Here is a 25,729-nt window from a genome sequence, read left to right as displayed (position 1 = left end):
AGACTCTCTCGCGGCTTTCCTCCGGGCGCTTCCCTTCGGTGTTTCCGACTCTATCAGAGCCTTTCGGGCCTGATTCCCAGTCGGCGGGAGTTTGTCTTCGCGGCCGCTGGGCCGTTCCGACGTCTCAAACCTTAGCCGATTCTCTCGGCGATTCCCAATCGGGCTGCCGAGCCCCGAATCGAATTGAATTCGGGCACGCCGAAATCAACCCGGTTGGGAGATCGTGCTGATGATGTGAGATGCCGCTTTCGCGGCGGGAGGTGCTGCCGCAGAACCGTTACGGCTCCGTGGCAACCCGAAGAACCTTACGGAGCTGCGGGGGGACTGTCAAGCCTCCCCCGCATGGCCCCGCGTCAAACCTCGCAGGGCCCGGCGCTGCGGCCTCAGTCCAGGTCGGTGAGGCGGCCGCCCGCGTCCGGTTGGGCGTCCTCCACCCGCCGCAGGAGACGGGTCAGGACCTCTCCCAGGACCCCGCGCTCCACCGGGGACAGGTCCTGGAGGAGCTCCTCCTCGAAGACCGAGGCGAGGCGCATGGCCTTCAGCCACTTCTCGCGACCCTCGGGGGTGAGTTCAACAATGACGCGGACACGGTTGGACTCGTCGCGCTCACGGGTGACCAGCCGCTCCGTCACCATCCGGTCGATCCGGTGGGTCATGGCGGCAGGGGTGAGGCCGAGTCGCTTGGCGAGGTCGCTCGGGCCCATGCGATACGGGGGGCCGGAGAGGACGAGGGCCTTGAGGACCTCCCACTCGGCGTTGCTGATACCGAGCTCTGCGGTCTGGCGGCCGTAGGCGACGTTCATACGGCGGTTGAGCCGGGACAGCGCCGAGACGATCTTCTCGACTTGGGGGTCGAGGTCCTGGAACTCGCGCTGGTAGGCGGCGACCTGCTCTTCGAGAGTCGGTTCGCCGGCGCCGGGGGTGTCGCCCATGGCTGAAGTATTGCATGCCTTCACTTGGCATCGAAGTCCTTCACCATGTACTCTTTAGCTTCTAACTTTAGGTTCGAAGTCTTTGGGATTGAGTCCCGGAGATCGAAGGCAGGTGAACGTGACCAGGGCGATGGGCGCAGCGATGCGCCGGGTTCATGTGGGCAACGCACTCAGCGCGTTCGGCCTCGGCTTCACCGTCCCGTACCTGTACGTCTATGTGGCGCAGGTGCGGGATCTCGGTGCTGTGACGGCGGGCCTCGTGCTCGCCGTCTTCGCCGTGGCCGCTCTCGTGGTGCTGCCATTCGCCGGGCGGGCGATCGTCCGGAGGGGCCCGCTGCCTGTGCTGCTCGCCGCCCTCGTCACCGCGGCCATCGGGGCGCTGAGCCTCGGGTTGGCGGGAAGTGCGACGGCGGTGCTGCTGTCGGCGGCGGCGCTGGGGGCCGGGCAGGCGGTGATGCAGCCGGCGCTCGCGACGGTGATCGTCGACTGCTCGACGGCCGAGACGCGGTCGCGGGCGTTCGCCACGCAGTTCTTCCTGCAGAACCTCGGGCTGGGGGTCGGCGGTCTCATAGGTGGTCATCTCGTCGACACCACGCACGCGAGTTCCTTCACCCTGTTGTTCTCGATCGAGGCGGCGATGTTCCTGCTGCTCGTCGTGATCATGGCGACGCTACGGATGCCGTGGGCGACGAGCGGCGACGGCGCTCCGGCGCGGTCAGCCGGGGGCAGCTGGCGGCAGTTGCTGCGGAATCGGGCGATGGTGCAGTTGTGTGTGCTGGGTTTCGTGCTGTTCTTCGCCTGCTACGGGCAGTTCGAGTCAGGGCTCAGTGCGTATGGGGTCGAGGCCGCCGGGATATCCCCGTCCGCCTTGGGGACCGCTCTGGCCGCGAACACCGCGGTGATCGTGGTCGCGCAGTTCGTCGTGCTGCGGTTCGTGGAGCGGCGGAGGCGGTCCCGGGTGATCGCCGCTGTCGGGCTCATCTGGGCCGTTGCCTGGGGTGTGGCCGGGTACGCGGGGCTGGGGGACGGGAGCCAGGCCATGGCGACGGCCGCGTTCGTGTCGACGTACGCGTTGTTCGGGCTCGGGGAGGCGATGCTGTCGCCGACTGTGGCGCCGTTGGTGGCGGATCTGGCGCCTGCGGGGATGGCGGGGCAGTACAACTCGGCGTTCGCCCTGGTGAAGCAGCTTGCCTTGGCGGTCGGTCCGGTGGTGGGCGGGCCGATGGGGGCCTCGCTGCACTTGCCGTATGTCGTGACGTTCCTGTTGTTCTCGCTCGGTATATCCGTGTTGGCGGTCGGGTTGGGGCGGCGGCTCACGCCCGTGCAGGACCAGCCGTCGTTGGAGGGGAGTCGGGTGGTGGCGCGGGGTGGGGTGCCTGCGGAGTCGTTGGCGGCGTGAGTGGGGGTGCGTGCTGTTGGTGTTCGGTGGCCTGTGAGGATGTCGCCCCCGCCGCCCCTACCCGTCCCGTCCCAGGGGCTCCGCCCCTTCGACCCCGCCAAGGGGGCTCCGCCACGGGCCCCGTTTGGGGGGGCCTGCACCCAGGCCCTGACGGTTCCGGGGCGGACCAGCGGCGAACACCGTCTCCGAAAACCCCGGACGTCTCCAGGACACGACTCGGAGGCCGGTCCCGGGCCGCTCTCAGAGGCCGCTTCTCAAGTCGGCGGCAGGGGTGGGCCGGGGGAGGGCGAATTCGCACCAGACTGCCTTGCCGCCGTCCGGGGCGCGGCGGGCGCCCCAGTTGGAGGCGATCGTGGCGACGATGGCGATTCCGCGGCCGGACTCGTCGGCCGGCGCGGCGTGGCGGCGGAGTGGGAGGTGGTCGTCGCCGTCGGTGACCTCGACGATCAGGCGTCGGTCGGTGCGGCGCAGGCGCAGGCGCATGGGTGGAGTGCCGTGCTGGAGGGAGTTGGCCACCAGTTCGCTGGCGGCGAGGACGCCGAGGTCGTGCAGGTCGGGCGGGAAGCGCCAGCTCGTGAGGACGCCGGAGGCGAAGGCGCGGGCTCGGGGGGCCGCTTCCACGCCGCCCAGCAGTTCCAGGGCGGCGTTGCGGAAGAGTTCGCTGTCGGCGCCGGTGCGGGCCGGGTGCTGGAGGACCAGGACGGCCACGTCGTCGTCGTGGTCGGCCCTGACGCCGGCCGAGCGGACCAGGCGGTCGCAGATCACCTGGGGGGTGCCCGTGGCGCCGGCGAGGGCGCGCTCCAGGGAGGCGATGCCCTCGTCCAGGTCCTCGTTACGGCGTTCCACCAGGCCGTCCGTGTAGAGCGCGGCGGTCGATCCGGGGCCGAGGGGGACGGAGCCCGAGGCGTGCATCCAGCCGCCCGTGCCGAGCGGGGGGCCGGTGGGTTCGTCAGCGCGCAGGACCATTCCGTTCTCGTCGCGGACCAGGATGGGCAGGTGGCCCGCCGACGCGTACACCAGGCGGCCCTCGTTGGGGTCGTGGACGGCGTACACGCAGGTGGCGATCTGGTTGGGGTCGATCTCCGCGGCGAGGCCGTCGAGGAGCTGGAGGACCTCGTGAGGGGGGAGGTCCAGGCGGGCGTATGCGCGGACAGCGGTGCGGAGTTGGCCCATCACCGCTGCCGCCCGTACGCCTCTGCCCATGACGTCGCCGATGACCAGGGCCGTGCGGCCGCCGCCGAGGGTGATGACGTCGTACCAGTCGCCGCCGACCGCGGCATCCGTGCCGCCGGGGTGGTAGACGGCGGCGATGCGGAGGTCGTCGGGCTGCTCCAGCTCCTGGGGGAGCAGGGAGCGCTGGAGGGTGACGGCTGTTTCGCGCTGGCGGCGTTCGCTGGCGCGCAGCCGCTCGGCGGCCTCGGCGTGGTCGGTGACGTCGGCGGCGAAGATGAGCACCCCGCCGCCGGCCCTGCCGTCGGAACCGCCGGATGTGCGACTCCCTTCGGGAGTGGCCGAGATGTCGACCGGCGTGCAGGTGATCGTGTACGAGCGTCCGCCGGGGGCCTTGCGGGACTTGACCGTGCGGGGCCTGGAGCTGCGCAGCACCTGGTCCAGGAGCGGCAGCAGACCGAGTTCCTCCAGTTCGGGCAGGGCCTTGCGGGCGGGCTCGCCGACCGGGCGGGTGCCGAAGGCCGCCACATAGGCGTCGTTGACATAGGCGATGCGGTGTTCGGGGCCCTGTACGAGGGCGACGAGGGCCGGGATGCGGTCGAGGACCTCACGGGTCGCCAGTTCGTTGACGGCGGGCGCGCACAACGTGCCGTCGGTCGGCCGCTCGGTGCGCGCCGCGGGTACGGAGCCGTCACCCCTTCGGTCGGGGGCGTCCGCGAGTTCGGTCCGCGCTGGGGGGCGGCGCTGCATTCCGGGGAGCCGTGGGCTCCAGCGGGTGAAGTTCACCGAATCCTTGCCTCGTCTTGTCGTCTGGGGCCGGCCCCGGATCGGCCGGGGTCCGGGGGTGTCCCCCGGGAGATGCAGTACCGAATCCTCGTTTTGTGTTGTGGGTGGCGGTCGGCTCCGGATCGGGCCGGGTCCGCCCGCGTCGCAGACGCTATCCAGAACTGTGTCCCCGGGGGACGCGGCGCTGGTAACGCCTGGTGGGACGCGCGGGGTCTGTCGGCCCGCAGGGTCGTGAACCCGATCATGAACCAGTCTGGCAGCCCGGCCGACCGGGTCGACATCCGTCAGACGCCGGCCCGGTCGGTGGAGTTCCTGGATCCGGTCAGGACGACCCCTTCGGGTCCTGAGAAGGCTTTCCACCGGCAGCGAGTTCGAACTCCGCACGGGGATGTTCGAGTGAACCCAGTGAGACGATCTCCCTCTTGAAGAGCCCCGACAGGGTCCATTCGGCGAGCACCCGGGCCTTGCGGTTGAAGGTGGGGACCCTGCTCAGGTGGTAGACGCGGTGCATGAACCAGGCGGGGTAGCCCTTCACCTTGCGGCCGTAGACGTGGGCGACGCCCTTGTGCAGGCCCAGGGAGGCGACCGAGCCGGCGTACTTGTGGCCGTACGTCTCCAGGGGCTCGCCCCGCAGCGAGTGGACGATGTTGTCGCCGAGGGCCTTGGCCTGGCGCACGGCGTGCTGCGCGTTCGGAGCGCACTCCTTGCCGGGTTCGTCCGCGGTGACGTCGGGGATGGCGGCGGCGTCGCCGGCGGACCACGCGTGCTCGGTGCCCTCGACGGTGAGCTCGGCGGTGCACTTCAGGCGGCCGCGCTCGTTCAGCCGCAGGTCGGTCGCCGCGAGGACGGGGTGCGGTTTCACTCCGGCGGTCCACACGACCGTACGCGTCGGGAAGCGCGCCCCGTCGCTGAGGACGGCCACCCGGTCGGCGCACGACTCAAGGCGGGTCTCCAGGCGTACGTCGATGTTGCGGCGGCGCAGCTCGGTGACGGTGTAGCGGCCCATCTCCTCGCCGACCTCGGGCAGGATGCGGCCCGCGGCCTCGACGAGGACCCACTTCATGTCCTCCGGTTTGACGTTGTGGTAGTAGCGCGCGGCGTAGCGGGCCATGTCCTCCAGTTCGGCCAGCGCTTCCACGCCGGCGTAACCACCGCCCACGAAGACGAAGGTCAGGGCCGCGTCACGGATCGCGGGGTCGCGGGTGGAGGAGGCGATGTCCATCTGTTCGATGACGTGGTTGCGCAGGCCGATGGCCTCCTCGACGGTCTTGAACCCGATGCCGTGTTCGGCGAGTCCGGGGATCGGGAGGGTGCGCGCGATCGAGCCCGGAGCGAGGACGAGCTCGTCGTACGTGATCTGCTCCGCGCCCGCGCCCTCCTCCTCGGTGGCGAGAGTGGTGAGGGTCGCGGTCCGCTTGGCGTGGTCGATGGCTGTGGCCTCACCGATGACGACCTTGCACAGATCGAGCACGCGGCGCAGCGGCACCACGACGTGGCGCGGCGAGATGGAGCCCGCGGCGGCCTCGGGAAGGAAGGGCTGATAGGTCATATAAGGGTCGGGCGACACGACGACGATCTCGATCGCGCCACTCTTCAGCTCCTTTTTCAGCCTCCGCTGGAGGCGCAGAGCGGTGTACAGCCCGACGTAGCCGCCGCCGACGATGAGGATGCGCACACGTTCCTTCACCATCCCATGACGCACCCGACGCAGGAGTTTGTCCACAGCCCCGGCAATTTGTGTGACCGGAAGTCGTGGGTACGCAGAGTTGGCCGAAATGCCGGAGCGCGGAGAAGAACAGCAGGTCAGATGGCATGGGTCCGACTACGACGGGGGGATGAATCGGGGTGTATCGGGCCCGTGCTCCGATCGGGGGGCGCTCCGTGCGGAACCTGCCCCTTCTGAATTGACTCCGACTCAACTATGTTCGTGTCTTGACGGGGTGTAGGGGGTGCGCCGCTCGACGGTTCCGCGACGGGCGGGCATGTCGGGTTCGGGACGGTCCGCGACGGGCGGGCCGGCTCGGGGACCAAGCTCGTTCCTCACGCTCCGGCTTTCAATGGCGGGGAGAGTCTCCGGGGGGAGACGTCATTTCCGGGGGAACACATATGCACATTCAGGACTCTCAATGGTCTTCCGCGTCGGCCGTCGCACCGGCCGGCACGATGAGCGCGGCGGGAGGCAACGGACGTGTGGACCATGCGCGTACGACCCCGCTGCGTGTGGACGCGCAGCGCAATCTGGAGCACGTTCTGCGTGCGGCGCGTGAGGTATTCGGCGAGTCGGGGTACGGCGCGCCGATGGAGGACGTGGCCCGGCGTGCGCGGGTGGGCGTCGGCACGGTGTACCGGCGGTTCCCGAGCAAGGACGTGCTGGTCCGGCGGATAGCCGAGGAGGAGACCTCCCGGCTGACCGACCAGGCGCGCGCGGCCCTGGGGCAGGAGGACGAACCGTGGTCGGCGCTCTCGCGCTTCCTGCGGACGTCGGTGGCCTCGGGTGCCGGGCGGTTGCTCCCGCCGCAGGTGCTGCGGGTCGAGGTCGCCGAGGACGGGCCCGACGGCATCGCCGTGGACGAGGTGCGGGTGCCGCAGCAGCGGGCCCAGCCGACGGCCGAGCTACGGCTCGTGTCCGGGTCCCAGGACACCTCCGTGGACGACGACCCGGGTGCCGCGGCGCTCCTCGACGTCGTGGGGCAGCTCGTGGAGCGGGCCCGTGCGGCGGGTGAGCTGCGGACCGACGTGACCGTGTCGGACGTCCTGCTGGTGATCGCCACGGCGGCGCCGTCGCTGCCGGATGCCGCGCAGCAGGCGGCCGCGTCGGCGCGGCTGCTGGACATCCTGCTGGAGGGGTTGCGGTCGCGTCCCTCGTGACCTGCTGAGTTCTTGCCTGTACGGGTTCCGGGTCGGGGTTGCGGGTCCGGTCGGTCAGTCCGGTCGGCCGGTCCAAGCCGGGTGCCACCCTGAGCCGGCGAGGGTGTTCCGCGTTGAGCCTCGACGGGCGGGACGAGCCACTTGACGAGGGTGGCGAGGAGGGCACGGAGCCCAGGGCGCTGACGTCGCGGCAGGTGCCGAGCCAGGGCGGGCGGTCCCGGGGCGCTTCGGGCGTCTCCCGTGCCGGTGGCGTGCCCGGCCTCTCCGGTGACGGGTCCGGCCATCACGGTGACATGTCCGGCCGTCGCGGTGACATGTCGGGGACCCGACCTGCCGCCGTCCGACTCCGAACTGATCGGGCGGATGCGTGGGGGCGACGACACGGCGTACGACGAGCTGTACCGGCGCCATATGTCAGCCGTGCGCCGGTGCGCGCACCTGCTGCGGGGGCGGCCCCGAGCACGCGGTCCGTGCCTATCTGCTGACCAGGGTCCGCCGCGTCACCGCGAGCTGGACCAGTCGGCCAGGCAGGACCACTTGGTCGACGACTTCGCGCTGTTCGCCTCGCAGGCGGTCGCGGACTGGGCGGGGCCAGGTTCAGGTGCGGGTAGCGGACGGCGAGAATCCGCTACCCGGCTCTACTCGGGCGACTCCGGTGTCTGTTCGGCCGCGTGGTCCTTCATGGCCTCGGCCAGTTCCTGGACGGCGTCCTTCGCGGTGAAGCGCGAACCGGTGGCGCGCTCGGCCTCGAAGCGAGTGCGGCCCAGGGCGGTGAGCGCGGTGGCCTCGGCCCGCTCGGCCGCGTAACGCTCCGGGACGGGGCGCGGGAGTTCGCCGCGCCAGCGGGTCCCGGCGGCCAGCAGACGCACCGCGCGCGGGTGATCACCGAGCTGGGACAGGACGCCTCCGGCGGCGTCGGCCAGGGTGGACGTCACCGCTTCCGGGCACCGGCCGCTCACCGCCGTCCGCAGGGCGCCGGCCATTTTCGGCAGACCGTGCACCGGACCGGACTCGGCGGTCGTCACCATGGCGTCGATCAGGGCGAGCAACGCCATGAACTGCGGGGGCGGGGTGCCCCGGCGGGTCTCCGCGCGAGCCACTTCGGACAGGTCGCGCGCGTGGGCGGTGTCCCCCTCGTCCAGCGCCATGTACGCGCGCAGGAGGAGGACGAACGCCCGGGAGTCCGCCGCCGCGAAGCGGTCGGCCGCGGCGCTCGCCTCGTCCAGCGCGGCCAGCGCCGCGGGCCGGTCGCCCGAGCGGTAGGCGATCTCGGCCAGGCGAGCGATGAGGAACGACGACTCGGCGTACGCGCCGACCTCCTGGGCGAGGCGCAGGGCCTCCTCGTACTCGCCCTTCGCCTCCGTCAGGCGCCCCCGGGCCATCGCCGCCTCGCCCGCCGCGCTGCACACCTGGGCGCGCATCCAGCGGTCGCCGACGCGGAGGCTGAGTGCGCGCAGTTCGGCGAGATCGTCGTCCACTCCGCCCAGGTTGCCGGGTGAGTCGACGACCATGTGCGTGCGGAACATCAGGATGACGCCGACCTCCCAGTCACCGCCGTACGCCCGGCAGTTGGCGAGCGCCAGGTCCATCAGGTCCCGGACGTCCGCCGCCGCGCCGTCCAGCGCGAACGCCGTGAGCGGCCACACCAGCCCGGGGAAGCGCGCCGCGTCCGGCCCGGTGCGCTCGAACTCCGCCCGCAGCCGGATGAGGTACTCCCGCACGCGTGCGTCCTCCGGCACGCCGACGGGTCCCGACTCCGCCACCAGGAACAGGTGCAGCATCCGAAGCCGCATACGGGACCGGTAGCAGGGGTGGTCGTCGGGCTCCGGGGCATCGAGGTACGCGTCGATCGGGTCGACGGCGTCCAGGAGGGCGGCCGTGACGGGGGCGTTCGCCTGCTGGTGGGTGTCCAGGAGTGCCCCCAGCCGCAGGAGGCGGTCCACCCAGTCCGTGCCCTCGCGGCGGTAGTTGCGGAGCCACCAGAACCAGCTCATGGCGAGCGCGAGGTGCGCGGCCTGCTCCTCGTCGCCGGCGGTGATCGTGCGGTGCAGGGCGGCGCGGATGTTGTCGAGCTCGGTCTCCATGCGCTGGATCCAGGGCAGTTGGTCGGCGGAGCGGAGGCGGGGCTCTGCCTCCTCGACCAGGGCACGGACCCACGCGCTGTGCCGGTGCCCGGCGGCGGCGGTCAGCTCGGGGACCTCGGCGGCACGCTCTGTGGCGTACTCGTGGATCGTCTCCAGCATGCGGTACCGCATGCCGCTGACGCCGCGCTCACTCGGGGTGGCCACGATCAGGGACTTGTCGACGAGCGCCCCCATGACATCGGGCACGGGCCCGCTGCACACCGTCTCCGCGGCCTGAAGGTCCCAGCCGCCCGCGAAGACGGAGACCTCGCGCAGGACGGTGCGCTCGGCCTCGTCCAGCAGGTCCCAGGACCAGTCGACCACGGCACGGAGGGTCTGCTGGCGCGGCAGTACCGTCCGGCTGCCGGAGGTGAGCAGCCGGAAGCGGTCGTCGAGGCGGTCCGCGATCTGCCGGGGCGTGAGCAGCCGCAGGCGGGCGGCGGCGAGCTCGATGGCCAGCGGGAGGCCGTCGAGCCTGCGGCAGATCTCGTCCACGGCCTCGGTGTCCTTCAGGACGGTGTCCGCGTCGGGGCGTACGGCCGCCGCGCGCTCCCTGAAGAGGCGGTGCGCGGGGTCGGGAGGGAGGGGCTCGACCGGGCGCACGGACTCGCCGGGCACGCCCAGGGGCTCACGGCTGGTGGCGAGGATCGTGAGCCGCGGGCAGTGCGTCAGCAGGGTCTCCGCGAGGTCGGCCGCGGCGCCGATGACATGCTCGCAGTTGTCAAGGATCAGGAGCCGGCTGCGCGGGGCGCAGTGCTCGACGAGCAGGGCGACCGGATCGTCCTGCGGGACCGCCATCTCGTTGGTGATCAGCACGGTCTCGCGCAGACCGAGGGCGCTGACCACCGCGCCCGCCACCGCCTCCGGCCGGTCGAGCGGGGCGAGCTCGGCCAGCCATGCCTGCGGATGCCCGGCGGCGGCTTCCTCGGCGAGACGGGTCTTGCCGGACCCGCCCGGTCCGGTGAGCGTGACCAGGCGGGCCCTGTGCAAGTCGGAACGGATGGCGTCGAGTTCGAGTTCCCGTCCGACGAAAGAGGTCAAACGGGGGCGGATGTTGCCGTTCCGGCTCTGCGGGTACGCGTGCGCGTGGTCGCGCTCGTGTTCGCGCTCGCGCTCGCGTTCGCGCTCGCGTTCGCGCTCGTGCTCGTACTCGTGCGACGGCTGTGGGCGCGGATGAGGCGGCTGCGAGTACGCGTGCGCGTGCACGTGCGACTGCTGTGGGCGCGTGTGCGCGTACGGGTGCAGCAACTCCGTGTGCAGTGCCTGTAGTGCCGGGCCGGGGTCCGTGCCCAGGCCGTTCACGAGGGCTCGGCGGGCGGACTCGTACGCCGCCAGCGCGTCCGCGCCGCGTCCGGTGTCGCGGAGGGCGCGGATGTGGAGGGCGTGCAGGGTTTCGTCGTACGGGTGGGCCTCGGTGAGTTCCTTCAGCTCGGGTACGACGTCGGGGGCGCGGCCCAGTCGCAGGTCCGCCTCGATGCGGGCGCGCGTCGCCTCCAGGCGCTGGGCCTCCGGACGGGTGGCCGCGGTGCGGTCGGAGAGGTCGGCGAGGGCGGGGCCGCGCCAGAGCGCCAGGGCGGCGTGGAGGGCACGGGACGCGGATGCCGGGTCCTGGCGGGTGAGGGCGCCCTTGCCCTCCCCCACGAGCCGCTCGAACTCGAACAGGTCGATGTCCGACGGGGCGGCCGCGAGGCGGTAGCCGCCGTCGTCGGAGGCGATCGCGTCCCGGCCGAGGGCGCGGCGGAGGCGGCCGACGAGGGCCTGGAGGGCGGCGGGGGCGTCGGCGGGCGGGGCGGCGGCCCACACCTCGTCGATCAAGGTGTCCGGGCCGACCGTCCGGCCGGGGCGGAGGGCGAGCGCCGTGAGCAGCGCGCGCAGGCGGGGGCCGCCCACGGGTATGCGGGCCCCTTGGTCGTCCTCCGCCTGGGCGACCCCCAGGATTCCGTACCGCACCGGGTCATTCTCGCCGGGGTGGGGTGCGCGGGGCACGGGGTTTCTCCGGTGAGGCGCTGCCTTTCCCGCGCACCCGTCCTCCGAGCCGTGCCCAGGCCCTACGCGGGGGTCATGAGCAGCGGCCGGGCCCGCTCCCGCAACTCCACCACCTGCGGCTCGTCCCCGTACGGCTCCAGCCTGTGCAGGAGATCCTTCACGTACTCGGTGGTCCGCGCCGACGAGATGCGCCCGGCGACCTCGACCGCCCGTACGCCCTGCTCGCAGGCCGCGTCCAGGTTCCCCGACTCCAGTTCGGCGACCGCGGAGACGACGAGGCGCAGGCCGTGCGAGCGCACGAACTCCTCCGTCGGCTTCGACAGCGCCTGCTCGGTGAAGCGGCGCACCTGGCGGGGCGCCTTGAGGTCGCGGTAGCACTCGGCGGCGTCGGCCGCGAAACGGTCGTACCCGTAGAAGCCGAGCCAGGACGGGTCGTTGTCGCCGTCGCGGGCCCGCTCCAGCCAGCCCTCGGACGCCTTCAGGGCCGCGCCGGCCGCCTGGGCGTCACTCGCGCGCGCGTGGGCCCGCGCTTCGACGAGCCGGAAGAAGCTCATGGTGCGGGCGGTCGCCAGCCCCCGGTTGCGCTCCAGGGCGGCCTGGGCGAGGTCCACGCCCTCGTCGCCGAAGCCGCGGTAGGTCGCCTGCAGCGACATCGACGCCAGGACGTAGCCCCCGAGGGGCACGTCGGCGGCCGCGCGCGCGAGCCGTAAGGCCTGGATGTAGTAGCGCTGGGCGGCCTCCTGCTGACCCGTGTCGAAGGCCATCCAGCCGGCGAGGCGGGTGAGTTCCGCGGAGGCTCCGAACAGGGCCCGGCCGACCTCGTCCGAGTACGAGCCGAGCAGCAGCGGCGCCGCCTCCACCCGCAGACACTCGGGCACCATGGACGAACGCCAGTCGCCGCCTCCGTACTTGGAGTCCCAGCGCCTGGCGTCCTCAGCTGCCTCACGCAGCTTCTGCACATCGCTGTGGCCGACCTTCAGTGGTGCTCCCGCGCCCTCCGAGGGGACCGCGTCGCGTGCCACCGAACTGTCGGCCGGGGTTATCAACCAGCGTGAGGCGGGCGTGGCGTACGCGCTCACCGCGAACGATCCGGCGAGCGACTGCCAGATGCCGCCGGAGCCGGCCCGGCGCCCGGCGAGGTCCAGCCGGTACAGCTCCGTCGCCGACTTCACCGCCTGGCCGACGTCCCGGGGGAAGGCGAGGCCCACTTCGGGCGCGGGATCCGCGTCCGCCAGACCGATCTCGTGGAGCGGCACCGGGCGGCCGAGTTTCTGGCCGATGGCGGCCGCGATGAGGTGCGGCGCGGCACCCTGCGGCACCATGCCCTTCGACACCCAGCGCGCCACCGACGTCTTGTCGTAGCGAAGAGTCAGTCCCCGCTGGGCGCCAAGGTCGTTGACGCGCCGCGCGAGTCCCGCGTTGCTGATTCCCGCGAGGGCGAGAACGGCGCCGAGTTTTTCGTTCGGCCCGCGTTGCTCCCTGGACATGCGCCACCCCTCGACACAGACGGCTGCCGCGGCGGCATACGCACGCGGCATTCGTAAACCCAGCGTAGTTCGCCACATCCCAAGCGTTAAGGGGCGAAAATCCGGATGGCGGGATTGTGGTCCGTACGAGAGTACGGACTGTTGCGACGTGCTCCCGCTGTGTGGCCGTGCGCCCGTCCGTGCGCTCTTCTCCGGCCACGAGTGGAGCGCTTCGATGGGCCGTGCGTGGGTCGGCCCGCTGTACTGGATCCAGTGGGCTGGGGGACACCGCCGCCTTCATCCCCGCGGGCGGCGGACGGTCCGGGAGGCGAACTCCGCCTCCCGGACCACGCGTTGACTGTGCGTTGCGCAGAGCCTGCACGGAGCGTGGCGTCAGCTTTTCCTCCCGAGGCCGATTTGGCCGAAAATCGACGGTGTCTCGCGCGGACAAATACCGCTCCGACCACCTCTCTTGAGGGCGCGTTGGGGGTTTTCGGGGAGCGTTTTGGGGCGCATTCACGTCGCAGACGCACACGCGCGGGGGCGGCATTGAACGGGGCGCTGATCCTCTGTGGAGCGCGCGTGGATCGCGCGTGGACCGGGCGGGCGAGCGCGCGGGATCCGCGCGCGTCTCTTCGCGGAAGCGCATTCCCGGCTCACACGGGGAGTGCTCCGGGGCGCATTGTGAGGTGTGCAAGCCTTCGCACAGGCCCCTCCGCGCGCTTCCTTCGTGGCAGCATGGTGACCGGTTCGTGCGGTGCACTGGTTGTCCACAGCCTGTGGAGGCGGCGATGCGGTGGTTGGTGGGATGGAGCAGTACCGCCGCTGCGGCACGCGAAATCGGCGCCGCGGGCGCCACCGGGTACGACGGCGAGACCGTGCACCCCGTGGGCTCCCAACTCCTGTGGGGCGACCCCGATCCGCTGTGGGCGGTCGGCGACTGGCGCCCCGACGAGGTGCGCGTCGTGAAGGCCGACGCCCAGAACCGGATCGCGGTCCTGGGCACCTGCGGGGCGAGCGACGAGGAGCTGAGGCTCGGCCTCTTCGCCGCGCGCGGCGGGGCACTTCGCCATCTGACCGCCTGGTCCGGCAGCTACACGGCCGTCGTCCAGGTCGGCCGCCGGGTGACGGTGTGCGGCGATCTGGCGGGCGCCCGCCCGGTGTTCCACACCCCCTGGGCGGGCGGCACGGCGTACGCGACCGCCGCGCTGCCGCTGGCCGACCTCGTCGAGGCCAACCTGGACTTCGGACACCTGGCCGCGCTGCTCGCCGCGCCCGACGTACCGGCCGCACTGCACGACTCGACCCCGTACGACGGCGTTCGGCGCATTCCGCCGGGGCACGCGCTGATCCTGCGGGCGGGGGCGCACGAGATCGCCGGCTACGAGCCCGTCGCGTCCCTTGCCGTCGCCGCGCCGTCCGCCGACCCGGCGAGCGCGGTGGACGCGGTCCGGGACGCCCTCGTGGACGCCGTACGCACACGCCTGGCCGCCCCTCGGCACGTACCCGGAGCGGACATCGACCCCGGCCCGGTCCCCGGCATGGGCCCGGCGGAGCGGCGCGCGGCGCGCGGCATGCCCGTACCCGGCATCGGGGCCGACCTCTCCGGCGGCCCGGCGTCGGGCACCCTGGCCCTGCTCGCGGCGGGCCTCCCGGGCGCTCCCGGAACGGTGCTGGGTCATGGCACGGGCGCGGGCGAACGCCTCCTGGCGGTGACCTTCAACGACCTCGCCGTACCGGGCCGTGAGGACGAACTGGAACGAGCCGGCACCCTCGCGGCCAACCCCCGCCTCCACCACGTAGTGGTGGCAGGCGGAGAGGACGTGCTCCCGTACGCGGACCTGGAGGGCCCCCTGACGGACGAGCCGGGCCCGTCCCTGATCACGGCCGCCAGGCACCGCGCACGCCTGGCCTCCGGCAGCGCGGACCACTTCACGGGCTACGGCGCCCGGCAGGTCCTGGACGCCCACCCCGCCCGTCTGGCAGACCTCCTGATGGACCGCAAGAGACGCCATCTCGTCCGGCCGGTCGCGGCGCTCGCGAAGGCGGACGGCTCCGTCATGGTCCCCGCGCGCGTGTACGCCGCGGCGCGCAAGCTGGCCCGCAGCCCGTACCGCTCGGGCGTGGAGACCCTCGCCGACCGGCTCCTCCACAAGCGCTTCGAGGAACCCGGCGGCGCGGTCGGGGCGTCGCTCGCCGCGCTCACCTGGGCGAGACCGGGCCCGGCGGCGCGCTGGCTCACGGGCGAGGCACTGGCCGAAGTATCGATTCGCCTCCAGGCCGCCACGAGCCGGCCGATCGTCAGCCCGGGCCAGCGCCCGGGAGACTTCCGCGCGCGTGCGGCCCTCGCACGCCAGGCCGCCGACATCCGCGTCCTGGAACAGGCCGCGGAGATCCGCTTCCAGCGCCTGCACACGCCCTTCATGGACAACCAGGTCGTACGGGCATGCCGGGCCCTTCCCGAGGCGCTGCGCGTCCGACCGGGAGCAAGGGCGGCGATCCTCCGCACGGTCCTGGAGGGCGCCGGCGTCGCCGATCTCCCGCCCGGCTGGGGCGCCCCCTCCCACGCGACCTCGGCTGCCGCCGCCCGCACCGGCCTCCGGGTGGCGGCCGACTCCCTGGTGACCCTCTTCGACACCCCGCTGCTCGCCCAGGCGGGCCTGGTCGAGGCGAGGGTGGTCCGCAAGGCGGTCCGCGCGGCCGCGGACGGCGAGCCGCTGCCCCTGGACGGCCTCGCCGACCTGGTCTCCCTGGAACTGTGGCTCCGCCGCCTGCTGGCCCGCCGGGGCACATGCTGGACAGGCACCCCCGCCCGCCAACGGGCGGTACCGGCCGGCATCACCCCGCAGCGGGGGGTTCTGGGCGCGGGGGCGACGGTTCGCCGGGGGTAGGCGAGGTAGGCGAGGTAGGCGAGGGCAGGGCACTGCCCGCCTCCCGGCGGTGGAGAGCCATAGAGCCCGCACAGCCGCGTAGCCGCGTAGCCGCGTAGCCGCGTTAGCCGCGTAGCCGCATCAGGGTCAGTCCCAGAACGGTTCAGGGAACGGTTTGAAGGCGCTGTCAGTGGCGCAGTGCACTATCGAGTCGGGAGGGAGTCGAGAGGTGGAGCGACGTGCGGCAGCGGAGCGTGAACGGGATCGCGTACGACTGTGACGTGCTGGTGATCGGCGGCGGGATCGTCGGCCTGTCGACGGCGTACGCCATCACGCGGGCCGCGCCGGACACGCGCGTCATGGTGCTGGAGAAGGAGTGGGGCCCAGCCCGGCACCAGACCGGGCGGAACAGCGGGGTCATCCACAGCGGGATCTACTACCGTCCGGGCTCCCTGAAGGCGCGGTACGCGGTCCGGGGCGCCGCCGAGATGGTCAAGTTCTGCGCCGAGTACGGCATCGCCCACGCCGTCACCGGCAAGCTGATCGTCGCGACCGAGCGCGGTGAGCTGCCCCGGCTGCACGCGCTCGTGCAGAGGGGGCGGGAGAACGGGATTCCGGTCCGGGAGCTGGGGCCCGCCCAGATCGCCGAGTACGAGCCGGAGGTGCGGGGGCTCGCCGCCATCCATGTCGGAACCACGGGGATCTGCGACTTCGTGGGCGTCGCGCGGCAGCTCGCCGAGGCGTCGGGGGCGGAGATCCGGTACGGGGCGGAGGTCGTCCGGATCGACCGGCGAGCCGCGCTCGGGGTCGCCGTGCGGCTGGGGGACGGTGATGTCGTCCGCGCGCGCATGCTCGTGAACTGTGCTGGGCTGCACTGTGACGAGATCGCCCGGCTCGCCGGGGACGAGCCCGGGATGCGGATCGTGCCGTTCCGGGGTGAGTACTACTCGCTGGCGCGGCCGGAGTTGGTGCACGGGCTGGTGTATCCGGTGCCCGATCCGGCGTTCCCGTTCCTCGGGGTGCATCTGACCCGGGGGACCGACGGGGATGTGCACATCGGGCCGAACGCGGTGCCGGCGCTGGCGCGGGAAGGGTACGGGTGGGGTGTCGTGCGGCCTCGTGAGCTGGGGGCCACCCTGGCCTGGCCCGGTACCTGGAGGATCGCTCGGCGGCACTGGCGGTACGGGGCGGGGGAGCTGCGGCGGTCCGTGTCCAAGGCGGCGTTCGCGGTGGCGGTGCGGCGGCTGTTGCCGGCGGTCTCGGAGGACGACCTGGTGCCTGCGGCTGCGGGCGTGCGGGCGCAGGCCGTGCTGCGGGACGGGACGCTGGTGGATGACTTTCTGATTCGGGAGGGGACGCGGACCGTGCATGTGCTGAACGCGCCGTCGCCTGCGGCTACCGCTTCGCTGCCGATTGGGCGGGAGGTGGCGCGTCGGGCGTTGGGGGCGCTTGGTGGGGGGTGAGGGGGGTGGCGTGTGGGGGTGTGTGGACCCCCGCTCCTCAAACGCCGGAGGGGCTGATTTTGCCCGGCCGGGCTGAACGTCAGCCCGGCCGGCGTTTGAGGACGAGGCCGTAAAATCGGTTCCACTGTGTCTGACTCCACCCACACCCCCGAAGCCCCACGGCGCACCGCCTCCGGCGCGTCCCTCCGTCCTACCCGGGCCAAGGGTGAACCCCGGTTCCCCGACGGGCCGAAGGCCGATCCCGCTGGATCGCACTTCGAGCGGCGGATCCGGAGTTTTCAGCCGCGACGGAGCCGGGTGACGGCAGGCCAGGCGGACGCGTTGCAGCGGCTGTGGCCCAAGTGGGGGCTGGACATCGACGGGCAGCGGACGATCGATCTCGCCGAGCTGTTCGGGAACGCGGGCCCCGTGGTGCTGGAGATCGGGTTCGGGATGGGGGAAGCCACCGCGCAGATGGCCGCCGAGGCCCCCGAGATCAATGTTCTCGCCGTGGACGTGCACACGCCGGGCCAGGGCAATCTGCTCAATCTCGCCGATGGGAACGGGCTGTCCAACATCCGGGTGGGGAACGGGGACGCCATCATCCTGTTGCGCGAGATGCTCGCCCCCGACTCCCTCGACGGGCTGCGCGTCTACTTCCCCGACCCGTGGCCCAAGAAGCGGCACCACAAGCGGCGGCTGATCCAGCCGGAGTTCCTCACGCTCGCCGCATCCCGGCTCAAGCCGGGCGCCGTACTCCACTGCGCGACCGACTGGGAGCCGTACGCCGAGTGGATGCTCGACGTGCTCACCGCGCACCCCGACTTCGAGAACACACAGGCCGACGGCGGATTCGCGCCGCGTCCGGCGTTCCGGCCGTTGACCCGTTTCGAGGGCCAGGGACTGGACAAGGGTCATGTGGTGAACGACCTGCTCTTCCGACGCGTACAGCACAGGGACGTACCGTCCAAGGAGCAATAGGAGTCCCGGAAGTCCCAGGAGCCCGAGGAGTCCCAGGAGTCCCAGGAGTTCAGGAATCCCAGGAGTTCAGGAATTCAAGTAGTCCTCCAAGGAGGAGCAGCGCGGAGGGCAGCCAGACCACACAGTCCACGTCCACCCCGACCAGCCATAACCCACCGGCGCCTGACCAGTCCCGCCGAACGCCCGCGAGGCACCACCGAGCAGCACCTGCACCTCACGCGGCAGCGTCGCGGGGAGCGCCCCTCCCTCGTTAGGGTCGATGCCGTGGCCACCTTTCCCCCGTATCCGACGCACCCCAGCGAACCGCCCGGCCCCGGCGGCCCAGTCGGCGGGATGCGGCGCCCAGCGCACTGGTGGCGCAAGAAGTGGGTGCGGTACGGGGCGCTCATCACACTGCTCGCGCTCTCCGGGCTGGTCATCCTCGCCCTGGTCCGCGAGCAGACCGGTACGCAGGGGTTCCTGGTCGGGCTGGGACTGGCGGTGCTTCCTGTGCCGTTGCTCATCGCCACGTTCCGCTGGCTGGACCGGGTCGAGCCCGGGCCCTGGCGCAACCTGGTCTTCTCGTTCGCCTGGGGCGCGTGTGCCGCCGCGCTGATAGCCATCATCGCGAACAGCTTCGCGACCAGATGGATAGCGACCGCCACCGCCGATCCGTCCAGCGCGGACACCCTCGGCGCCACCGTGATAGCGCCCGTCGTGGAGGAGACCGCCAAGGCCGCCGCGGTCCTGCTGATCTTCCTGTTCCGCAGAAGGGACTTCACCGGAATCGTGGACGGAGTGGTGATCGCCGGGGTCACCGCCACCGGGTTCGCCTTCACCGAGAACATCCTCTACCTCGGCACCGCCTTCGGAACCGACCAGCTCAGCGGCGACAGCGGACTCGCCTCCGTGACGGCCGCGACCTTCTTCGTCCGCGTGATCATGTCGCCCTTCGCGCACCCCCTGTTCACCGTGTTCACGGGGATCGGCTTCGGGATCGCGGCGCTCTCCGCGGACCGGCACCATGTGCGCCGCGTGCTCCTCCCCCTCTCCGGTCTGCTCCTCGCGATGGGCATGCACGCCCTGTGGAACGGCTCGTCGACCTTCGGGGAGTTCGGTTTCTTCGCGGTCTACGCGGTGTTCATGGTTCCCGCGTTCGGGCTGCTGACCTGGCTGGTCATCTGGACCCGGCAGCGGGAACTGCGCACCGTGCGGGACGAGTTGCCCGCGTACACGGCCGCCGGGTGGCTGACGCCGCCCGAGCCGTACGCCCTCGGGAACATGAAGGCGCGGCGGCTGGCCCGCGAGTACGCCGGGCACCAGTTCGGGCGGGAGGCGGCGCGGTCGGTCGCCGAGTACGAGGCGTACGCGACCTCGCTCGCCTTCCTGCGGCATCGGGGGCGGCGAGGCCGGGCGAACGCGGATTTCGTCGTACGGGAGCGGGAGTTGCTCTTCGAGCTGTGGCGCCGACGGAAGATCGCCCGTCCCTCCCTGGCCTACGCGGCCCGGACGACCGCACCGATGCCCGTGTACGGGAGCGGGTATGGGTATGGGCACACGCTCGGGTACGGGTACGGGGGCCCGTACGAGCATGGGCACGAGTACGAGTACGGGTACGGACGCGGGTACGAGTACGGGCACGGGCACGAGTACGGGCACGAGTACGCGTCGGCGCACGGGTACGGTCCAGCGGCGCCGTATCCCTCGTACAACCCGTATCAGACGTAGTCCGGCACCGGCGGTCGGTGTGAGCGCCGGTGCCGGGAGGGGACCGCGGGGAGCGGGCCGCGTCCGCGTCAGCTCCCCTGCGAGGCCTCCGTCAGCTTGGCCAGTTCCTCCTCCGTGAGGGTCAGCTCCCCCACCGCCACCAGGGCCGGCAACTGTTCCACCGTCCGTGCCGAGGCGATCGGTGCGACGACCGTCGGCTGGGCCGCGAGCCAGGCGAGGGCCACCGTGGCGATCTCCGCCCCACGCGCGCCGGAGATCTCGTCCAGGGCCGCGAGGACCCGTACGCCCTGCTCCGTCTCCAGGTAGGCGCCGGCGCCCTGGGCGCGGGGGCTGTCCACGGTCGTGTCGGGGCGGTACTTGCCGGTGAGGAAGCCCTTGGCGAGGGAGAAGTACGGGACGGCGGCGAGTCCGGAGCGGGCGGCGACGTCCTGTAGGGCGCCCTCGTACGTGGAGCGGGAGACCAGGTTGTAGTGCGGCTGGAGCGCCACGTACGGGGCGAGGCCCTCGCGGGCGGAGAAGTCGAGGGAGGCCTGGAGGCGCTCGGGCGAGATGTTGGAGGCGGCGACGGCCCGGACCTTGCCCGCCTTCACCAGGTCGTCGAGCGCCCCGACGATCTCCTCCACCGGGACTTCCGGCTTGTCGAAGTGGGTGTAGTAGAGGTCGATGTAGTCGGTGTCCAGACGGCGCAGCGAGGCGTCGGCGGCGGCCTTGATGTTGGCGGCCGACAGACCCTGGTAGTCGGGGTGCTGGCTGACCTTGGTGGCGATCACGACGTCTGACCGGTTGCCGCGCGCCTTGACCCACTTGCCGATGAGGGTTTCGGACTCGCCGCCCTGGTTACCCTCGACCCAGGCCGAGTAGGAGTCGGCGGTGTCGATGAAGTTGCCGCCCGCGGCCGTGTACGCGTCGAGTACGGCGAAGGACTGTGCCTCGTCGGCGGTCCAGCCGAAGACGTTGCCGCCGAGGGAGAGAGGAAAGACCTCGATGTCGGATGAGCCGAGCTTGCGAAGTGAAGTCATGTTGCACAACAACGCCCTCGCCGGACGCACGCATTCCGCGCGTCCGGACGAGGGTTTGTGAATCCGGGAGCGATCACCTCACCTGCTCCCGGAGGACCTCAGGGGTTGAGCCCCTTGCTCTGGAGCCACGCCATCGGGTCGATGCCCGAGCCGCTGCCGCCGGGGTGGACCTCCATGTGGAGGTGGGCGCCCGTGACGTTGCCGGTGGCGCCGACGCGGCCGATGACGTCGCCGGTCGCGACCTTCTGGCCGACGCTGACGCCGATGGAGGACTGGTGGGCGTACCAGATCTCCGTGCCGTCGTTGAGGGTGAGCACGGTCTTGTAGCCGTACGAACCGTCCCAGCCGGCCTGGGTGATGGTGCCGGTGCCCACGGCCTTGAGCAGGGTGCCCGTGGGGGCGGCGAAGTCGAGGCCGGTGTGCTGGCCGGAGGACCAGTAGGCGCCGGACTGACCGAAGCTGGAGCTGATGGTGTACGAGGAGGTCGGCAGCGTGAACTGCTTGGCGAGCTCCGCGAGGCGCTCGGCCTCGGCCTTCTTCCTCGCCTCCTCCTCCGCCTTCGCCTTGGCGGCGGCGGCCTTGGCCTCGGCCTCCTCCCGCTCCTTGGCGGCGGCGTCGGCGGCCTTCTTCGCGGCGGCGGACTCGGCGGCGGCCACGGCGGCCCTGTCGACCGCGTCCTGCTGCGACTCGGCCTGCTGCATGATGCGGGCGCGCAGCGCCTCACCGGCGTCGTCGGCGCCCTGCTCGGCGTCGGCGAGGCTCAGGCCCGCGTTGCTGAGCGGGGTGGGGGAGCCCGTGGGCTCGTCCTCGGAGTCGAAGACCGAGCCGACGTTCGGCATGTCGGGCATCGATATGGACACCGGAGGCTTGCCGGTCTGCGCGGAGGCCATGCCGCCCGCGCCGACGGCGGCTATGACACCGACGCCCAGAACGGTGGAGCTGCGGGCGAGTCCGCCACGCTGCTTGGCGACGCGGTGCCGGCCGCGAAGGGGACGAATGGACTCCGCGGTGGGGTTCCACTCCTGCCAGGGGCCTTCGTCCTGGCTGTTGTAGCCGCCATACCCGAAGGTGTCGCTGTCGCCGTGCCGGTTCGGCACGGACGGAGCTTCGGTCGCAGACCGGTTCGACGCCACGTGGGCGTACTCCTTTCCTTCCTTCTCGCCTACCGGGTTAGCTGACGGGTTCGGAGCAGGAAGGTCTCCTACGCGCGTAAACCAGCCGTGCTTCCACGGTGGTTTCCGCGCGATTCACCCCAGGGTTGGTGGTTCCCCGGTTCCCTTGCGGGATTCGGCGCGTGCGCACGGAGCCGCCTCTTGTGACGGCTGGGACGACCGCGCTGCGTTATCGAACGTTAATAGACGTGCGGGTCGTATTCCAAGCGGTTCCGGGTGATCGTTCACGCCCGTGCGCGGGATTTAGGGGTCATGAGGGGCGGAATAAGGGCGAGTTACCCCTGCCTCAGCCCGTCTCGGTCGTCACAAGAATTCTGACCGTGTGTCAGATGTTATGCGGAGTGGTGCCGTTCGAACACGCACGGTGACACTGAATATGGGGAAGTCGTGAACGATCAAGGGCCCGCGTCGACCGCTGGGCCGTCAGCCCGCGGAGAGCTCCGCCAGAGGCAGTGTGTGCTGGGTCTGGAGGACCTTCGCCCTCAGGTAGCGGACATTGTGGGCGGTGGTGAAGACGCCTGTGGGGACCCGGGTGTGGACCTTGATCCCGAGGTCGCGGAGCTGCTGCGCCTTGTCGGGGTTGTTGGACAGCAGGTCCAGGGCGTCGATACCGAGGGCCTGGAGCATCTGCGCCGCGGCCGTGTAGTCGCGGGCGTCCTCGGGGAGGCCGAGGGCGGCGTTGGCGGCGTACGTGTCGAGGCCCTCGTCCTGGAGGGCGTACGCGTCGAGCTTGTTGTAGAGGCCGATGCCCCGGCCCTCCTGACGGAGATAGAGGAGGACCCCACCGCGTTCGGCGATCCGCTCCACCGCCTCGCGCAGCTGCGGGCCGCAGTCGCAGCGGGCCGAGCCGAAGACGTCGCCGGTCAGGCACTCGGAGTGCAGGCGGACCAGCGGGACCGCGCCGGGGGCGGGCTCGCCGAGGACGACGGCCACGTGCTCCTGCCCGTCGGCCAGGCCGTGGAAGGTGACCAGCTCGGCGTCGACGCCGTATCCGTCGTGGAAACGCAGCGGGACCCGGACACGGGAGCGGGGGGTGGCGGTGACCGTGACGGTGGCGGTGTCGGTGACAGCGGGCTGGTCGGACATGCGGGACCTCCGGGCCAGGTGCGGGTGCAAGGTCGGACATCTGCTTCAGTTTTGAATCAGATGCCTCACGACGGGACTCTAACCCTGCTTCAAACTTCAAGCAAGCCTGGCGGAGGGGCGCACTCCCCAGGCGGGTGAGACTGCGGAGCCGGCCCGATGAGATGCGAAGCCGGCCCGATGAGATGCGGTGGGCTAACTCGAAGGGCAGGAGCGGCGGCGCCACGGGAGGTCGTCAGCGGTGACCGCCTCCGCGCCGTCGCCCTGGAGCGCCTTCGTGATCCCCGTACAGATCCGCTCCAACTGCTCCACCTGCTCCCGGTCGAGGTGGTCGAACACCGCCCTGCGGACCGTCTCGACGTGCCCCGGTGCCGTACGCTCCAGGAGGGCCATGCCGTCGTCCGTCAGCACCGCGATACTCCCTCGTTTGTCCCACGTGCAGTCCTCGCGCCGCACCGCACCGTCCTTCTCCAGCCGGGCCACGGCGTACGTCAGCCGACTGCGCGTGATCTTCAGCACCTCGGCGAGATCGGTCATCCGCAGACGCCGGTCCGGCGCCTCGGAGAGCGTGGCCAGCACGGAGTAGTACAGATGCGGCAGACCCGCCTCCTGCTGGAGCTGGCGGTCGAGCGTGTCCTCCAGAAGCGCCGACGCGGCAATGTACGCGCGCCAGGCGCGCTGTTCCTCGGGGCTGAGCCAGCGGGTCGTCATGCGGACAGTGTAGTTATTGTTTAAAAGTTGAACCAGGTGTCCGTGGCAGCCGGCCGAGGCTCCCACCGGTCACGACACACCCCGCCGACCGATCGGTCACGACCACGGGAGCGACCCCCATGCCCCAGCCCTACGTCCTGTTGTCCGCCGCCGTCTCCCTCGACGGCTACCTGGACGACACCGGGCCCGAGCGGCTGCTGCTGTCGGGGCCGGACGACTTCGACCGGGTCGACGAGGTACGGGCGGCCAGTGACGCGATCCTCGTCGGCGCCGGCACCCTGCGCACCGACAACCCCCGGCTGCTGGTGAACTCCCCCGAGCGACGCGCGGCCCGCCTCGCCGCCGGGCTCCCGGAGTACCCGCTGAAGGTCACCGTCACCGCGTCCGGGGACCTCGACCCGACGGCCCGCTTCTGGCACACCGGCGGCGAGAAGGTGGTGTACACGACGGACGAGGGCGCCGAACGCCTGCGCGCCCTCGCCCTCCCGGCCGACGTGGTCTCCGTCGGCCCGGACCTTCGGTGGCGGTCCGTGCTCGACCACCTCGGGAACGTACGCGGCGTCCGGCGCCTCATGGTCGAGGGCGGCGGCCAGGTCCACACCCAGCTGCTCCGGGAGGGCCTCGCGGACGAGCTCCAACTGGCCGTCGCACCCCTGTTCGTGGGCCAGCCGGACGCCCCGCGGATGTTCGGCACCGGGGCGTACCCGGGCGGCCCGACCAGCCGCCTGCGCCTGCTGGAGACCCGGCCCGTCGGCGACGTCGTCCTCATCCGGTACGCGCCCACGGTCCCCGGCACGGGCGGTCACCCCTCGGCGGCCGACCGGCACTGGCTGGACCTGGCGTGCGACCTGGCGGCCCAGTGCCCGCCCTCACGGACGGCCTTCAGCGTGGGCGCCGTGATCGTGGCCGCCGACGGTACGGAACTGGCTCGCGCCCACTCCCGCGAGGGCGACGACCCGGTGGTCCACGCCGAGGAGGCGGCCCTGGCCAAACTGGACCCCGCCGACCCGCGCCTCGCCACCGCCACCGTCTACAGCAGCCTGGAGCCCTGCGCCCGCCGCTCCTCCCGCCCGTCGTCCCCGTGCGCCCGGCTGATCCTCGACGCGGGGGTACGGCGGGTCGTCACCGCGTGGCGGGAGCCGGACACGTTCGTCGTGGGCGCCGCCGGCAACGCCCTCCTCGCGGCGGAAGGGGCCGAGGTCGTCGTACTCCCCGAGTACGAGCCGCGGGCGACCGCGCCGAACAGCCACTTGCTCGCTCCCTGAGGCCCTGGGTACTCCGTACGGGTGCAGCCCGCCGGTCGCGAGCGGGTCGCGAGCCGGAAGGAGCCCGCGCATGAGCCGTACCCGCGAGGTCCCCACGGCCACGGACCGACCGGAGGAGCACGGAGTGACGCTCGTCTACAGCTGGGAGGTGGACCCCGGCCGGCAGGCGGAGTTCGAGGAACTCATCCATGAGCTCACCGGCGTCGCCGAGGGCTTCTGCGGCCACGAGGGCGTCACCTGGCTGCGCCCGCGCCGCGGCCAGCGCCTCTACTACGGCGTCCTGCGCTTCTCCAGCCCGGATCGCCTGGAGGCGTGGCTGCGGCTGCCCGAGCGCAACGCCTGGCTGGAACGTATGCGTGCCGTCGGCCACCAGGTCTCCCACGTCCAGCGGCAGCCCACCGGCATGGAGACGTGGTTCAGCCTCCCGCAGCGCCCGGTCAACGCCCCGCCGCGCTGGAAGATGACGCTGATGACGATGCTCGGCGCCTATCCGATGTCCTTCGTCATCAACTGGCTGATCAGCCCGCACACCACCGCCCTGTCCGTCCCCCTGAAGGCCCTGCTCTTCCCGCTCCTCATCTCACCACTGCTCACCTACTTGATCATGCCCGGACTCAGCCGCCTGTTCCGCCGGTGGCTGTACGGGGAGCCGCGGAGCGAGGTGAAGTGAACGGGCCGGATTGCGGCCGGTCCGTGGCCACCGCGAACCTGTGCGCGGGCTGTCCCGCGCATGACGTACACTGGTTTCA

General features: G+C 71.7%; 17 protein-coding genes, 1 pseudogene and 1 riboswitch. Of the genes and pseudogenes, 9 read left to right on the top strand and 9 right to left on the bottom strand.

What is annotated here, in order from left to right:
- Window positions 1–383: 383 nt before the first annotated feature.
- Window positions 384–932, bottom strand: coding sequence for a MarR family winged helix-turn-helix transcriptional regulator (locus tag IE262_RS30335; RefSeq protein WP_134040100.1), 549 nt, complete (start codon window positions 930–932; stop codon window positions 384–386).
- A gap of 118 nt (window positions 933–1,050) precedes the next feature.
- On the opposite strand from IE262_RS30335, the gene IE262_RS30330 reads away from it, so the two are divergent.
- Window positions 1,051–2,331: an MFS transporter gene (locus IE262_RS30330; RefSeq protein ID WP_229877588.1), complete on the top strand. Its 1,281-nt coding sequence runs from the start codon at window positions 1,051–1,053 to the stop codon at window positions 2,329–2,331.
- 240 nt (window positions 2,332–2,571) lie between these two features.
- Here IE262_RS30330 and IE262_RS30325 read toward each other — a convergent pair whose 3' ends face one another.
- Both IE262_RS30325 and IE262_RS30320 read right to left on the bottom strand, forming a co-directional pair.
- On the bottom strand, window positions 2,572–4,287 hold the full coding sequence (locus IE262_RS30325) for an ATP-binding SpoIIE family protein phosphatase (RefSeq protein ID WP_189878126.1): 1,716 nt from the start codon (window positions 4,285–4,287) through the stop codon (window positions 2,572–2,574).
- 322 nt (window positions 4,288–4,609) lie between these two features.
- Window positions 4,610–5,977 carry an NAD(P)/FAD-dependent oxidoreductase gene (locus IE262_RS30320; RefSeq protein ID WP_134040098.1) on the bottom strand — a complete coding sequence of 456 codons (1,368 nt, stop codon included), beginning with the start codon at window positions 5,975–5,977 and terminating at the stop codon, window positions 4,610–4,612.
- A gap of 416 nt (window positions 5,978–6,393) precedes the next feature.
- Here IE262_RS30320 and IE262_RS30315 point away from each other — a divergent pair, with 416 nt between their 5' ends.
- Together IE262_RS30315 and IE262_RS40700 are read left to right on the top strand one after the other, a co-directional pair.
- Window positions 6,394–7,155, top strand: coding sequence for a TetR/AcrR family transcriptional regulator (locus IE262_RS30315; RefSeq protein ID WP_189878124.1), 762 nt, complete (start codon window positions 6,394–6,396; stop codon window positions 7,153–7,155).
- 363 nt (window positions 7,156–7,518) lie between these two features.
- A pseudogene (locus tag IE262_RS40700) lies at window positions 7,519–7,728 on the top strand (sigma-70 family RNA polymerase sigma factor); the annotation flags it as partial.
- 65 nt (window positions 7,729–7,793) lie between these two features.
- Here the strand turns inward: IE262_RS40700 and IE262_RS30310 are convergent.
- Window positions 7,794–11,228, bottom strand: a complete 3,435-nt coding sequence (locus tag IE262_RS30310) for an AfsR/SARP family transcriptional regulator (RefSeq protein ID WP_189878122.1) — start codon at window positions 11,226–11,228, stop codon at window positions 7,794–7,796.
- A 98-nt stretch (window positions 11,229–11,326) separates the two neighbouring features.
- Window positions 11,327–12,751, bottom strand: coding sequence for an NsdA family TPR-like regulatory protein (locus IE262_RS30305; protein ID WP_134040094.1), 1,425 nt, complete (start codon window positions 12,749–12,751; stop codon window positions 11,327–11,329).
- Window positions 12,752–13,521: 770 nt separating this feature from the next.
- Here IE262_RS30305 and IE262_RS30300 point away from each other — a divergent pair.
- The 4 genes from IE262_RS30300 to IE262_RS30285 all read left to right on the top strand — a co-directional run bounded on the left by IE262_RS30300 (window position 13,522) and on the right by IE262_RS30285 (window position 19,730).
- Window positions 13,522–15,621, top strand: a complete 2,100-nt coding sequence (locus tag IE262_RS30300; RefSeq protein WP_134040093.1) for an asparagine synthase-related protein — start codon at window positions 13,522–13,524, stop codon at window positions 15,619–15,621.
- Window positions 15,622–15,839: 218 nt separating this feature from the next.
- On the top strand, window positions 15,840–17,063 hold the full coding sequence (lhgD, locus tag IE262_RS30295; protein ID WP_229877584.1) for an L-2-hydroxyglutarate dehydrogenase: 1,224 nt from the start codon (window positions 15,840–15,842) through the stop codon (window positions 17,061–17,063).
- Window positions 17,064–17,189: 126 nt separating this feature from the next.
- A complete protein-coding gene (trmB, locus tag IE262_RS30290; RefSeq protein ID WP_134040092.1) occupies window positions 17,190–18,023 on the top strand; it encodes a tRNA (guanosine(46)-N7)-methyltransferase TrmB in 834 nt (277 codons plus the stop codon).
- Between the two features lie 264 nt (window positions 18,024–18,287).
- On the top strand, window positions 18,288–19,730 hold the full coding sequence (locus IE262_RS30285) for a PrsW family intramembrane metalloprotease (protein ID WP_189878120.1): 1,443 nt from the start codon (window positions 18,288–18,290) through the stop codon (window positions 19,728–19,730).
- A gap of 68 nt (window positions 19,731–19,798) precedes the next feature.
- On the opposite strand, the gene IE262_RS30280 is transcribed toward IE262_RS30285, so the two are convergent.
- From IE262_RS30280 to IE262_RS30265, 4 genes are all read right to left on the bottom strand, one after another.
- The gene (locus tag IE262_RS30280; RefSeq protein WP_189878118.1) at window positions 19,799–20,749 is read right to left on the bottom strand and encodes an aldo/keto reductase; all 951 of its coding nucleotides are present in this window, start codon (window positions 20,747–20,749) and stop codon (window positions 19,799–19,801) included.
- Window positions 20,750–20,847: 98 nt separating this feature from the next.
- The gene (locus tag IE262_RS30275; RefSeq protein ID WP_134040089.1) at window positions 20,848–21,882 is read right to left on the bottom strand and encodes a M23 family metallopeptidase; all 1,035 of its coding nucleotides are present in this window, start codon (window positions 21,880–21,882) and stop codon (window positions 20,848–20,850) included.
- A gap of 11 nt (window positions 21,883–21,893) precedes the next feature.
- Window positions 21,894–22,052, bottom strand: a riboswitch (cyclic di-AMP (ydaO/yuaA leader).
- A gap of 292 nt (window positions 22,053–22,344) precedes the next feature.
- Window positions 22,345–23,007 carry a GTP cyclohydrolase II gene (locus IE262_RS30270; protein ID WP_189878116.1) on the bottom strand — a complete coding sequence of 221 codons (663 nt, stop codon included), beginning with the start codon at window positions 23,005–23,007 and terminating at the stop codon, window positions 22,345–22,347.
- A 192-nt stretch (window positions 23,008–23,199) separates the two neighbouring features.
- Window positions 23,200–23,715: a MarR family winged helix-turn-helix transcriptional regulator gene (locus IE262_RS30265; RefSeq protein WP_189878113.1), complete on the bottom strand. Its 516-nt coding sequence runs from the start codon at window positions 23,713–23,715 to the stop codon at window positions 23,200–23,202.
- 119 nt (window positions 23,716–23,834) lie between these two features.
- Between IE262_RS30265 and IE262_RS30260 the strand changes: the two genes are divergently transcribed.
- Window positions 23,835–24,980 (top strand): dihydrofolate reductase family protein, encoded by a 1,146-nt coding sequence (locus tag IE262_RS30260; protein WP_189878111.1) that lies wholly within the window; start codon window positions 23,835–23,837, stop codon window positions 24,978–24,980.
- A gap of 70 nt (window positions 24,981–25,050) precedes the next feature.
- Entirely contained in the window at window positions 25,051–25,650 is a 600-nt protein-coding gene (locus IE262_RS30255) for an antibiotic biosynthesis monooxygenase (protein WP_189878109.1), read from the top strand.
- The last annotated feature ends 79 nt before the right edge of the window (window positions 25,651–25,729 follow it).

Source organism: Streptomyces bluensis (genome assembly GCF_014650715.1).
Lineage (GTDB): Bacteria > Actinomycetota > Actinomycetes > Streptomycetales > Streptomycetaceae > Streptomyces > Streptomyces bluensis.
This window is presented reverse-complemented; position numbering and strand designations above follow the sequence as displayed.

Excerpts from the sequence above, each read along its gene's own strand:
- IE262_RS30315 (WP_189878124.1), top strand. The coding sequence starts at position 6,394 with ATGCACATTCAGGACTCTCAATGGTCTTCCGCGTCGGCCGTCGCACCG.
- IE262_RS30320 (WP_134040098.1), bottom strand. The coding sequence starts at position 5,977 with ATGGTGAAGGAACGTGTGCGCATCCTCATCGTCGGCGGCGGCTACGTC.
- IE262_RS30280 (WP_189878118.1), bottom strand. The coding sequence starts at position 20,749 with ATGACTTCACTTCGCAAGCTCGGCTCATCCGACATCGAGGTCTTTCCT.
- IE262_RS30260 (WP_189878111.1), top strand. The coding sequence starts at position 23,835 with ATGCCCCAGCCCTACGTCCTGTTGTCCGCCGCCGTCTCCCTCGACGGC.
- IE262_RS30335 (WP_134040100.1), bottom strand. The coding sequence starts at position 932 with ATGGGCGACACCCCCGGCGCCGGCGAACCGACTCTCGAAGAGCAGGTC.
- IE262_RS30305 (WP_134040094.1), bottom strand. The coding sequence starts at position 12,751 with ATGTCCAGGGAGCAACGCGGGCCGAACGAAAAACTCGGCGCCGTTCTC.
- IE262_RS30270 (WP_189878116.1), bottom strand. The coding sequence starts at position 23,007 with ATGTCCGACCAGCCCGCTGTCACCGACACCGCCACCGTCACGGTCACC.
- IE262_RS30300 (WP_134040093.1), top strand. The coding sequence starts at position 13,522 with ATGCGGTGGTTGGTGGGATGGAGCAGTACCGCCGCTGCGGCACGCGAA.
- IE262_RS30255 (WP_189878109.1), top strand. The coding sequence starts at position 25,051 with ATGAGCCGTACCCGCGAGGTCCCCACGGCCACGGACCGACCGGAGGAG.
- IE262_RS30265 (WP_189878113.1), bottom strand. The coding sequence starts at position 23,715 with ATGACGACCCGCTGGCTCAGCCCCGAGGAACAGCGCGCCTGGCGCGCG.